The sequence below is a fragment of the Elusimicrobiota bacterium genome (assembly GCA_016721625.1).
GTDB lineage: Bacteria > Elusimicrobiota > Elusimicrobia > FEN-1173 > FEN-1173 > JADKHR01.
The window spans coordinates 1503355-1515826 of the sequence record JADKHR010000001.1; the positions used below are offsets into that span (position 1 = coordinate 1503355).

Genomic DNA, 12472 nt, shown 5'->3' on the forward strand with positions numbered 1-12472 from the left:
CCTTGCCATGGGGCCAAGGGGCCAGGTCGAGCGATGGAGAGAATATTACAAAGGAACGGCGTTAATACCCCGGGCGGCGATGTCGGTTCGGTAATGAACCCCGTCGAATTGTATTTTCTTGACGGCGCTGTAGACGCGGTCGCGGGCGGCGGGAAGGGTTTCCCCGAACCCCGTGACGGCTAAAACGCGGCCCCCCGCCGTCTTGAAGGGCTCGGAGCTGGACCGTTCCGTTCCGGAATGGAAAACAAGGACGTTCGGTTCCTTGGAGGCCAGGTCCAGGCCGGTGATGAACTTCCCCTTCTCGTAGGGACCGGGATATCCGCCCGAGGCCATGACCACGGTTACAGCGGATCCTTTCTTTAAGCGGAGCGAGACGTCTTTGAGTCGGCCCTCGGCCGTTGCCAAAAATAGTTTCGCCCAGTCCGAACTCACCAGCGGGAGTAGGACCTGGGTTTCGGGATCCCCGAACCGCACATTAAACTCCAGCACTTTGGGCCCCTCCGGGGTCAACATGATCCCGATGTAGATGACGCCGCGGTAGTCCAAGCCCTCCCGTCGCAGACCGTCGCTGAAACGGACCAAAATCTCTTTCTCAATCCTTGCCCAAAGCCCTTTGGACACCTGGGGCACGGGGCCATAGGCCCCCATTCCCCCGGTGTTGGGTCCTTCATCTTTGTCGAACACGCGCTTATGGTCCTGGGTGGTGGGCAAGGGGAGGAACGTCTCCCCGTCCGTCAAAACCATGACACTCAGTTCCTCGCCGACCATGGCCTCCTCAATGACGATCCGGTCCCCAGCCGGGCCGAAGGCCCGCTCGATCATGAGACGTTCCACCGCCGCCTGAACTTCCTCGCGGGAGCGGCAGACCAGGACGCCTTTCCCCGCCGCCAACCCGTCCGCCTTCACCACGCGGTAGGACTCCGGCCACTTTTCCGATTGAACGAACCCCAGCGCCTCGGCCGGGGTGTGAAACGACCGAAACCCCGCTGTCGGAATTCCGTGACGCGACATGAATTCCTTCGCGAACGTTTTGCTTCCTTCCAGTTGCGCAGCGGCCCGCCCGGGGCCGAACACCGGATGCCCGGCGGCGCGAAGGTCGTCGGCCAATCCCTCCACGAGGGGGCCTTCCGGACCGATCACGGTCAAGCCCACCGCTTTCGCCTCGATGAATTGCAGAAGCGCGCGGCCGTCCCGCACGTTCAGGTCCGAACACTCGGCCAGGCCGGCAATGCCCGCGTTCCCCGGCGCGCAAAAAACCTGGCGCACGGTGGGACTTCGGTGAAGCGCCCACACGATGGCGTGTTCCCGGCCCCCAGACCCGATCACCAAAACGTTCATGGGACCCTCTCGGCGTCCGCCATGGGGATGGGGTAACGGGCGGTGAAACAGGCCGAACAAAAATCCCCCGGTTTTTTCCCGGCGGCCCGTAGCATCCCATCCAAACTGAGGTATTTCAGGCTGTCGGTGTTCAAATACTTCCGTATGCCATCGACGGACAATCGGGTGGCGATCAACTCGCGCGGCTCCGGGGTATCGATGCCGTAAAAACAAGATCCCATGATCGGGGGCGAACTGATGCGCATGTGAATTTCTTTCGCTCCGGCCCGCTTCAACATTCGGATCAGCTTGCGGCTCGTCGTCCCCCGCACGATGGAATCGTCCACCAAAACGACCCGCTTTCCTTTCAACGCTTCCACCACGGCGGCGTATTTCATTCGCGCCCCGAAATCGCGGATGGACTGTTTCGGCTCGATGAAGGTCCGTCCCTTGTAGTGGCTCCGGATGAGCCCCATTTCCAAGGGAAGTCCCGCCTCCTCCGCATAGCCCATGGCCGCGACGGAAGCCGAGTCCGGCACGGCGACCACAATATCCGCCTTGGCCGGAGCTTCCCGGGCCAGCTGGCGGCCAAGCTCCCGCCGCACCTCGTAAACGCTTTTTCCAAAGATGTGGCTGTCGGGCCGGGCGAAATAGACATATTCGAAAACGCAATGGGCCTGGGTGGGGCGGCCATTTGCGCCACGGTCCGCACCCCGCGCTGATCGATGGCAATAATTTCTCCCGGGCGGACCTCGCGGGTCAGCTTGGCGTTCACGATATCGAAAGCGCAGGTTTCGGAAGCCACCACGTGGGACCCGTTCAGCCGCCCGATGTGCAGGGGCTGCACGCCCTAGGGGTCCCGCACGGCGAAAATCATTTTGGGCGTTTGGAGGACGATGGAGTAGGCGCCGGTGACCTGTCCGAAAGCGTCTTTCATGGCGTTCACCAAGTCCCGGGCCGGGGATTTGGCGATCAGATGGAGCACGACCTCCGTGTCCGAAGAGGTCTGGAAAATCGATCCCTGGGCCTCCAATTTTTTCCGAAGCGTTAAGGCATTCGTGAGGTTCCCGTTGTGCCCGATGGCCAGGGGGCCCCGGGCGGTCATCACCACAATGGGCTGGGCGTTCAATAGCGAGGAGGCGCCCGCCGTGGCGTAACGAACGTGCCCGATGGCCATGCGCCCTTTCAGTTTGTCCAAGGCGGCCTGGTGGAACACATCCGCCACAAGCCCCATGGACACGTGGGTGAAAAACCGTTTTCCATCGGAACTCACGATTCCCGCGGACTCCTGGCCCCGGTGTTGCAACTGCTGAAGCCCAAGATAGGTGAGCCGCGCCGCTTCCCTGTTGTTGTAAATCCCAAAAACCCCGCACTCTTCGTGCATGACATCCAAGGGGTCACGCTGAATAAAAACCGGTTTCATAATTAGTTCACCTGGGCCGCGTAACGGACCGCGTTTTTGAACAGTCGGAGACCTATGCCTTCTTTTGTCAATTTCAAGCGGGTCCATCGTGAGTTTTGGAACGGGAATGAATTCCGTTCCGGGTGGGGCATGAGTCCCAAAATATTTCCGGCGGCGTTGGTGATGCCGGCCACGTCGCCCAGGGAACCGTTGGGGTTCGCGGGATACGCGGGTTTCTGGCCCCCCTCCTCCACGTAACGAAAGATCACCTGCCCGTTTTTCTCCAACGCCTTAAAGATGGTCTTTGTCAGCGGGACGAACTTTCCTTCGCCATGGGCCACCGGGAGTGGGAAAACGTCGGGCAGACCTTTGGCCCAAAAACTTTTTTTGGAGCTCGTTTTCATGTAGACCCAGCGACATTCAAACCGGCCGGAATCATTGTCGGTGAGCGTCACCGTGGGGTTTCCGTCCCACACGTCATCGATTCCCGGAAGGAGGCCCGCTTTGACCAACACCTGAAACCCGTTGCAGATTCCGAGGAGGGGACGACCGAGCGAAAGATAATCCCCCAACTGCTCCCGCAAACGAAAAACCAATCGGTTGGCCAACACTTTCCCCGAAGCGATGTCGTCCCCGAAAGAGAACCCACCGGGAAACACCAAAATCCCGAAATCCCGAGGTTTCACTTCCCCGCGCAGTAAAGCGTTCACATGGACCCGCTCCGGAACGGCGCCCGCCGCTTCCAACGCCCAAGCCGTCTCCACATCACAATTCGTCCCTGGAGCCCGAAGAACCAACGCTCTGACCGTCATGGGTTTAACCCTCCCCGCCAGGCGGACTCAAGATCCTTGGTGGACCATGTCGATTTATTTCCGTTCAAGCCGACGATTTCAAGTTTCTTTATCGATTGAACTTCCCCCAGCTTTGACATCCGGACCCCTTTCAAGACGGACAGGAATTCCCGTTGGGCGCGGGGGGCCACTTCGACCACAAACCGGCCGTTGGACTCGGAAAAGAGGACCTTGTCCGTTCGCCCTTCAGCGGCCAAGGACGAGTCCATGGGAACGCAGCGAAGGTCCACCCGCGCGCCCACACCGCCGCCGAACGCCATTTCAGCCAGGGTGACCCCAAGGCCTCCCTCCGAACAATCGTGACAGGACGCCACGAGCCCCTCCTGAATGGCCTGGGCCAGCTTTTCGTAGAGCGGCCACGTTTCCTTAGGATCCAGACGGGGGACAACGCCCCCCTGGGTGTCGAGATGAATTCCGTACCGCGATCCTCCGAGCTCGTCCCGGGTTTCGCCCAGCGCAAAGAGAAGGTTCCCTGGCTTCTTCAGGTCCATGGTCACGAGCTTGGACACGTCGTCCACCAGGGACAGGGCGGAGATGAGGAGCGTCGTCGGGATGGCGCGGCGGGACCCGCCCACCACGAACTCGTTAAACAAACTGTCCTTGCCGGAAATGAACGGCGTCCCGTAGGCCAAGGCGATATCGTGGCAGGCCTGGGCGGAGCGGACGAGTTCCCCCAATATTTCGGGCCGCCAGGGGTTTCCCCCGCAGAAATTATCCAAGATGGCGATGCGGTCCAACCGAGCGCCCACCGCCACGAGGTTCCGCACGGCTTCGTCGATGGCGGAGGCGGACATCCAGTAGGTGTCCCAACGGCTGTAATGGGGGTTCAGACCACAAGATAGCGCCACCCCCCGCCGTTCCCGGGGGTTGAGTTGCAACACCGCGGCATCGGACGGGCCTACGCCGGTGGGACCCACAAACGGTTTCAGCACCGTGCGGCCCTGAACTTCGTGGTCGTACTGGCGCACCACCCATTCTTTGGAAGCCACCGTGGGTTGAGCCAAAACGGCCAGCAGGCTGGATTCGAGCGCCGCGCTTTTCTTTTTAGCGGGCTCGGGAAAAACCTGAACGGCGGGCGGCGTCCAACGGGATTCCATGGAGCGTTTGGGAACGCCGTCGTGCAAAAACGCCATGGCCATGTCGACGAGCACCTCGTCTCCGTGTTTCACCCGCAGGCGTCCGTCGTTCGTGAACGTTCCGATATCGGAACAGTCCACGTCCTCATCGGCGAACAGCTTTTTAAGTTTTTCAAGCTTTTCCGGCGGGACCGCCAGCACCATCCGTTCCTGGGACTCGGAAAGCCAAATTTCCCAGGGGGCGATGCCGTCGTATTTGAGCGGCACGCGTTCCAAGTTCACCTCGGCGCCGGTTTTCTCCCCCATCTCGCCCACGGCGGACGACAACCCACCCGCCCCGCAATCCGTAATGCCGCGGTAGAGCCCTTGATCCCGGGCGGCCAAGAGGACGTCCATCATTTTTTTCTGAACGATGGGGTTGCCGATTTGGACCACGCTGGAGGGGATCCCCGTGGTCAAGGTGTCCGAAGAAAAGGTCGCCCCGTGAATGCCGTCCCGGCCCACCCGACCCCCGGTCATAACGATTTTGTCCCCCGGTCGGACCTCTTTGGGAATAGTGGACTGGGGCATGAGGCCCAGGGTGCCGCAGAAAACCAAGGGGTTCTCTTTGAAATCCGCGTCAAACACCACGGCGCCGTTCACGGTGGGGATTCCCATGCGGTTCCCGTAATCCCGCACCCCCGCCACCACGCCCTGGACGATGCGACGGGTGGAAAGGCCCGAACCCGTTTTTTTCTCCGCCCCTTCATCCAGCGGGCCGAAACAGAAAACGTCCGTGTTGGCGATGGGCTTGGCTCCGAGGCCGGCCCCCAACACGTCCCGGATCACCCCGCCCAAGCCGGTCCCGGCGCCGCCGTAGGGTTCCAGAGCCGAAGGATGGTTGTGGGTCTCCACCTTAAACGCCAGGGCCTGGGGCCCGCCAACGTCACTCACGTTCGCGTCCACGATCCCCGCGTTGTCTTTGAATACCGACAAGCACCAGGGCTTCTTTAGCTGGTCCGTGACTTTGACGATGGTTTCTTTGAGAAGGTCCGCATACCGCCGCTCGAGTTTCACCCCGTGAGAGTCTTCTTCCATATGATGGATGGCGGCGCGAAAGGTTTTATGTTTGCAGTGCTCCGACCAAGTTTGGGCCAGGGTTTCCAGTTCCGGATCGGAGGGGCTTCGGCCCTGGGTCCGAAAATAGCTTTGGATGGCTCCCATCTCTTCGGCGTTCAAAGAGAGACCACGGTCTTTGCTGAGCCGCGTCAGGCCTTCCGCATCCAAAGAAAGAAAATCAACGGGTGAAATCACCGATGTCACAGGACCTCCACGGACTGAACCAGCGCGTTCATCAAATGTTCCTCGCAAAATTGTCGGATGGCCTTGGGGGTCGGATCGCCCATAAAATCGAACACCTGCCCCGATCTTACCCCCGCCAAACCTTGGACCCCCAGGTCCGCCGCCGCCAAACGCACCGTGTCGGCCACCGGATCCGACACCCCCTTCTTGAGCCAGATTTCCGCCAGACGCCCCCCTTTGGGCCGCGCCACATGGTCCGCCGGGAACACGCCCGCTTCCTGGGTCACGGGGTCCACGAGAAGGCGATCGGCCAACCGGCGGGCGTTCGCTTCATCGATCTCTCCCGAGATTTCATAGGCTTGCCCCACACGGACGTGGTGGACCCCTTTAAGGCGCGCCATCCGCCATTCCTTTTTGATGCCCTCTCCCCGATGATCCACGAAAGCCGGTTTCATGTGCACCAACACGCGCCAGTTCATTTTGACCCCTGCGTCAAAGCCTTGGACCTCACAGGAAATGTTTCCCCGTCAACCGTTCGTAGGCGGCGATGTATTTCTCCCGGGTTTTTTGAACGACTTCCGCGGGCAAGGCGGGAACCGGCGGCTTTCGGTTCCATTTGATCTTGTTCAGATAATCCCGCACGATCTGCTTATCGAAGGAGTCCTGGGATCGGCCCCGAATGTAATTGGCGCGGTCCCAGAAACGGGAAGAGTCGGGGGTCAAGGCTTCATCAATCAGAATGATTTTTCCGTCCAACTCCCCGAACTCGAATTTCGTGTCGGCAAGATAGAACCCCCGGGCTTCCGCGTAAAAAGACGCGGTTTTAAAAATCGTCAGGCTCAGTTGACGAAGTTTCGCCGCCAAGGGTTGACCCACGCGGGCCGCCATCTCCTCGAAGGAGATATTCTGGTCGTGTTCGCCGTCAGGCGCCTTGGTGGCCGGGGTAAAAATCGGTTCCGGAAGCTTGGCCGATTCCACGAGACCCGCCGGAAGCTGGACCCCGCACACCGCGCCCCCCTCCTGATACTCCTTCCAGCCGGAACCCGCCAGAAACCCCCGGACCACGCATTCGATGTCCACCCGCTTGGCCTTCTTCACGAGCACCGAGCGGCCCTCCAGCCCCGCGCTGTGACGCCGAACGTCCTCGGGAAAATCGGCCACGGAGGTTGCCACCAAATGGTTCGGGCAGACGTCCTTCAATTTCTCAAACCAGAAGTTGGACATTTGGCAGAGGATCTTGCCCTTGTCCGGAACCGGCGTGGGCAGGACGAAGTCGTAGGCGGAAATCCGATCCGTCGCGACGATAAGAAGCTGATCGCCCAAATCATATACATCGCGCACTTTGCCTTTCGTCCATAGTTTAAATGGAAGATTCATTGAATCGGTCTTATGAGTCATCACTTTTCTCCCGGTCATTTTGTCATGCCAACCCAGACACATTATTTTTGAACGTGAAGCCAATTCACAAATTTGAGACCCTATGTTCTGCGCGAGCGGATTCGTTCTTTAAACCCAACGACTTCCCTCGCCCTAAGGCACGTCAGGGTTTAAACCCAATGCGAGGAGTGGATGGTATTGGCTCGACCAGTTCTTTAAGAACATCCAGGATCGACTGAATATCTTTGTCGTGCCCGGCATATTTTCTCTCCAGGGCCTCCAGACGGCGACTTAACTCCTTACTCGTCCACGAGAGCTGTCGGAGGCGGACAAAAGCCCTCATGACTTGGATATTGACCTCCACCGCACGCCGGCTCCTCAGGACACTCGAAAGCATCGCGACCCCGTAGTCGGTAAAAACCTGCGGCGTACGCGCGGAATGTTTTTGAGTTTTGAACCGGTCACAATTTGTGACCAGTTCCCGCGTTTCTGCCACTGTTAAACGAAAGCAAAACCCCTGCGGGAAGCGATCATGGTTTCTTTGAACGGCCTGATTGAGCGCTTTGACCGGAACCCCATAGAGGTCGGCGAGGTCTCGATCGATCATCACCCGAACCCCTCGGAAAATAAAAAGACGGTCTTCGATCTCTTTCGGAGTCAACGCGTTCACCTGTTTCATTCCCATTCAATGGTGGCCGGAGGTTTTGAAGAAATATCGTAAACCACCCGATTGATCCCCCGCACCTCATTAATGATCCGAGTGGAAATTTTGGCCAGCACGTCGTAGGGCAACCGGGCCCAGTCGGCGGTCATGGCGTCCACGGAGTTGACGGCCCGGAGCGCCACGGCGTTTTGGTAGGTGCGCTCGTCCCCCATGACGCCCACGCTGTTCACCGGAAGGAACACGGTGAAGGCCTGCCAGAGTTTATCGTAAAGGCCCGCCGCGCGGATTTCCTCTTCGACGATGTAATCCGATTCCCGCGCCATGCGCAATTTTTCTTCGGTAATATCGCCCAAAACTCGAACGGCCAAACCAGGACCCGGGAACGGTTGGCGGAAAAGAATTTCGTCGGGCAGGCCTAACTCTTTGCCCAGGGCCCGAACTTCGTCTTTAAAGAGGAACCTCAGGGGCTCCACCAGCGACATTTTCATTTTGGCCGGCAGTCCCCCCACGTTGTGGTGAGTTTTGATCACGGCCGACGGGCCTTTAACCGAAACGCTTTCGATGACGTCCGGGTACAAAGTCCCCTGGGCCAGAAACTTCACCCCCTTGAATTTCTTGGCGTGTTCCTGAAAGACCTCAATGAACTCGTGGCCGATGATTTTACGTTTCCGTTCGGGGTCCGTAACCCCTTTGAGTTTCTTGAGGAAACGTTTCCGGGAGTCCACGATGTGGGTCGCGTAACCTTGGGCCTTCCCGAACACCTTCCGAACCCTTTCTTCCTCCCCCGCGCGGAGGAGACCGTTGTTGACGAAGACGCAAATGAGCTGTTTTCCTAGAGCTTTGTGGAGGAGCGCGGCCGCCACGGAAGAATCCACCCCGCCGGAAAGACCCAGAATCACTTTTTCCTTCCCCACCTGTTCCCGAACGATTTTCGTCTGTTCTTCGGCGAAGGACGCCATGGTCCAATCCGCCTTCAACCCGCACACCCGGAAAAGAAAGTTGGCCAGGAGCTCTTTTCCCTTGGGCGTGTGATGAACTTCCGGATGGAACTGGACGGCGAAAAAGTTCCGTTCCGCGTGGTGGATGGCCGCGTAGGGCGCGTTGGCCGTTTTGGCCACGATCGAAAAACCTGTGGGGAGATGTTCCGCATGGTCCCCATGGCTCATCCAGACGGGGAGCCTTCGCTCCAGTCCCTGGAAAAGCGCATTGTCCGTTTCCACGGCAATATCCGCCGGTCCATATTCCCGCCGGGGCGCCCGGGCCACTTTCCCGCCGAAATGCGTCACCATCACTTGAAGGCCGTAACAAATCCCCAGGATCGGCACGCCCAAGTCAAATATTTTTGGGTCCGGTTTCGGAGCCTTTTTGTCATAGACACTGGAAGGCCCCCCGGACAGGATCAACCCCTTGGGGTTGGACGCCCGGATTTTTTCCGCCGAATAATTGAACGGGTGGATCTCACAAAACACATGGGCCTCCCGAACCCGGCGGGCAATCAATTGCGTGTATTGGGAACCGAAATCAAGGATGATGATCACAAAAGATCCTTTGATGCGAGTTTATGAACCGGTATCACAACCTGTGATACCAACGATGTGGCCCCCCTATTCTCTACTTCTGGAACAGCACGATGCGGTTGGTGTTGGTGCCTTTGCCGTTGTTGTGGACGCCCCAAATGTTGGAGGTTTTGGTGAAACGTTGGCTATTGATCAAAACTCCGGCGAATTGGAAACCGGCCGCCGCGCCGAGGGGGACCACGGACTGTTCCAACTGCAAAGAGCCGCCGTGGACTTCTCCCACCTCAAAGGCCACCCAGCCGCCGGGGCGAACCACGCGATACAGCTCCTGAAAAACGTCGCCCATGGCTCGGGCCCAGTCTTCCAACTTCCGATGCATGGTCAGGCGGCGGGCCGCGTCTTCCATGGAAATGCCGTTGAACCAGAAACGGAGCCAGTTGTCCTGGGCGTATTGGACCACGTCCAGAAACGGGGGAGACGTCACGATCAATTGAACCGAACCGTCCTCGAGCATGGGCGTCCAACCGGCGTCTTCGCTCAAAAATTGGCCGTGGATTCCGGCATAGCGAAGACGGAAGGCCTCCTCCAGGGAGACGTCCGAAAGCAAACTCTTGGACTTCTTTAAAATGATCTGAACCACGTCCCGGGGTTCCGGGGTCTGTTTCAACCGGGCATTAATTTTCAGCTGGCTTTCCGGCGATGCCGCCTGGTTGGGCGGAAGAGAATAGACGGAAAAAAAACCCTTCGAGTGGCCGGTCAATCGGTTCGTGGCCACCATGCGGATCCAATGGTCCAGATCGTCCGCCTTGCCCGCTCCTCGGCGTTCCTCCAAATAGGTTTTCAGACCGACGATTTCCGACTCCGTGGTTGGATGGTAAAACATGGAAAGGTCCCGGTCGGCCTTTCGACTTTTCGTCAGGTCCATGGAGCAAAGTCGTTTTTCCAACTCCCCCAGATCCGGGATGAAAAAACGCGGCCGGGCCAGGAGCGCGCCCAGAGGGTTGACGTCGTTTAAGATGACGCGACGGCCCAAAAGACCGGCTTCGATCCCCGTGGTCCCGCGCCCCGAGAAAGGGTCGTACACCACGTCGCCCGCCCGGGTTAACCGCTCGATGAAATAACGCGGGAGCTGGGGCTTAAAACAAGCCCGATAGGACACTTCCTGAAGAGAACTGGCCTGCCGCTGGCGGGCCGTCCAAAACTCCGCGGTCGCCCGGAACCCCCGGGCCCCCCCCAACTCCATGGAATCCCAAAGAACGTCCGGAGAATCCACCCACCCCGGGCGGGGAATTTGGGACGTCCCGATGGAGACAACGGGAGGCGGTAGCGCGAGAACGGGAGACATTTACGGCGTGGGTCTTTCCGAGGGGGCGGGAACCGCCCGAACGTAGAGAGGAAGCGACCCTTCCTGCCGACCGTCCACGGCGAGGTCAATGGAATATCGGCCGAATTTCTCAAAGCGCAACTGCTGGAAATTTAGGATCAGGTTGGCCACCGCGGATTCGTCCCCTTCCGTGGGGCGAATGTCGATGGACGTCTCAAAAGCAGGAACGTTGGACCGACCGTCTTCATCCACCACGTTCACTTTGATCCGATGAGGCCCGGCCTCGATCCGTTTAAAGCGGATTCGAAGCGCCACGGCGCAGGACGGGTGGGCCAGGGGCAACTGGGACGCCAGGATAACGTCAAAAGCCCCCAAGAGATTCAGCTTCCCGCCCCCCTCCGTCGCCGCGTCGCAAAGAGCAAACACCTCGATATTCATGGGATTATCCGGGCCGACCCGCCCTATTTTTTCCCCATGCCGACTTTTTGGGCCTGTTGGAAGAGTTTGCCCTCGTGTTTGATTTCGGGGGCGATGATGATTTCGGTGAGTTGGAACTCTTTCATGTTGGTGGCCCCCACGGCGCCCATGCAGGTGCGGATGGCGCCGACGAAGTTTTGGGTTCCGTCGTCCAGGGAGGCGGGGCCGAAGAGAATCTGCTTCAAGGTCCCCACGGTCCCCACCCGAACGCGGGTGCCACGTGGGAGGTTGTGGTGGGGCGTGGCCATGCCCCAGTGGAAACCCCGGCCGGGAGCCTCTTCCGCCCGGGCGAACACAGAGCCCACCATGACGGCGTCGGCGCCGGAGGCGAAGGCCTTGCAGACGTCGCCGCCCGTGGTCATGCCCCCGTCCGTGATGATGGACACGTAGCGGCCGGTTTTTTTATAAAAGAAATCCCGCGCGGCGGCGCAGTCCACGGTGGCGGTCACCTGGGGAACGCCCAGGCCCAAAACCCCGCGGCTGGTGCAGGCGGCGCCGGGTCCGACGCCGACCAGGAGGGCGGCGGCGCCCGTTTCCATCAGTTCCAGGGCGGCGCTGTAGGTGACCACGTTTCCGATGATCACGGGGATCTTCATGCGCTCGCAAAATTTCCCCAAATCCACCACGGGCCCTTTGGAGGATTTAAAGCGCGCGGTCGTCACCGTGCCTTGAACGATGAACAGGTCGGCCCCGGCGTCGGCGGCGATTTTACCCACCCGTTCGGCGTTCTGGGGAATGGAAGAAACGGCGCAGGAGGCTCCCCCGGCCTTGATCTCTTTGACCCGCTGGGCCACCAGCTTCTCTTTGATGGGTTCCTTATAAATTTCCTGCACCAGCTTGGTGGCGGCTTCGGGAGTCGCCTCGGCGATCTTTTTGAACAGGGGCTGGGGTTTTTCGTAACGGGTTTGAACGCCGTCCAGGTTAAGGACGCCCAAGCCGCCCAGACGGCCCATGGCGATGGCGAACTCCACGTCCACGACGCCGTCCATGGCGCTGGCCAATATGGGAACCTGCAGTTTAACGGGACCGATGCGCGTGGAGACGTCCGTGTCCTCGGGGTTCACCGTGACGGTGCCCGGGACCAGCGCGACTTCGTCAAATCCATAGGCCCGGCGGGCCTCCCGATCACGACCAATAAAGAATGCCATAGGTGCGTCTCCTTTTAATGAGTCCTTGTAATGGGTTC

General features: G+C 59.5%; 10 protein-coding genes and 1 pseudogene. All 11 read right to left on the reverse strand.

Going from position 1 to position 12472, the window contains the following annotated elements; all coding sequences use genetic code 11:
- Positions 1-45: 45 nt before the first annotated feature.
- Entirely contained in the window at positions 46-1338 is a 1293-nt protein-coding gene (gene purD, locus IPP35_06465; protein MBL0058740.1) for a phosphoribosylamine--glycine ligase, read from the reverse strand.
- Positions 1335-2740: pseudogene (locus tag IPP35_06470) on the reverse strand (amidophosphoribosyltransferase). Before IPP35_06470 ends, purD begins: the two are co-directional and overlap by 4 nt.
- A gap of 2 nt (positions 2741-2742) precedes the next feature.
- A complete protein-coding gene (gene purQ, locus IPP35_06475; GenBank protein ID MBL0058741.1) occupies positions 2743-3531 on the reverse strand; it encodes a phosphoribosylformylglycinamidine synthase I in 789 nt (262 codons plus the stop codon).
- A complete protein-coding gene (purL, locus tag IPP35_06480; GenBank protein MBL0058742.1) occupies positions 3528-5948 on the reverse strand; it encodes a phosphoribosylformylglycinamidine synthase subunit PurL in 2421 nt (806 codons plus the stop codon). Before purL ends, purQ begins: the two co-directional genes overlap by 4 nt.
- Positions 5945-6406, reverse strand: coding sequence for a phosphoribosylformylglycinamidine synthase subunit PurS (locus IPP35_06485; GenBank protein ID MBL0058743.1), 462 nt, complete (start codon positions 6404-6406; stop codon positions 5945-5947). Before IPP35_06485 ends, purL begins: the two co-directional genes overlap by 4 nt.
- Before the next feature lie 28 nt (positions 6407-6434).
- Positions 6435-7325, reverse strand: coding sequence for a phosphoribosylaminoimidazolesuccinocarboxamide synthase (locus tag IPP35_06490; GenBank protein ID MBL0058744.1), 891 nt, complete (start codon positions 7323-7325; stop codon positions 6435-6437).
- A gap of 142 nt (positions 7326-7467) precedes the next feature.
- Complete coding sequence (locus tag IPP35_06495; protein MBL0058745.1) at positions 7468-7974, reverse strand: ORF6N domain-containing protein; 507 nt, start codon at positions 7972-7974, stop codon at positions 7468-7470.
- 5 nt (positions 7975-7979) lie between these two features.
- Positions 7980-9521, reverse strand: a complete 1542-nt coding sequence (gene guaA, locus IPP35_06500; GenBank protein ID MBL0058746.1) for a glutamine-hydrolyzing GMP synthase — start codon at positions 9519-9521, stop codon at positions 7980-7982.
- A 58-nt stretch (positions 9522-9579) separates the two neighbouring features.
- The gene (locus IPP35_06505) at positions 9580-10830 is read right to left on the reverse strand and encodes a site-specific DNA-methyltransferase (GenBank protein ID MBL0058747.1); all 1251 of its coding nucleotides are present in this window, start codon (positions 10828-10830) and stop codon (positions 9580-9582) included.
- Positions 10831-11247 carry a hypothetical protein gene (locus IPP35_06510; GenBank protein MBL0058748.1) on the reverse strand — a complete coding sequence of 139 codons (417 nt, stop codon included), beginning with the start codon at positions 11245-11247 and terminating at the stop codon, positions 10831-10833.
- A 23-nt stretch (positions 11248-11270) separates the two neighbouring features.
- A complete protein-coding gene (locus tag IPP35_06515; GenBank protein ID MBL0058749.1) occupies positions 11271-12434 on the reverse strand; it encodes a GuaB3 family IMP dehydrogenase-related protein in 1164 nt (387 codons plus the stop codon).
- Positions 12435-12472: the final 38 nt, after the last annotated feature.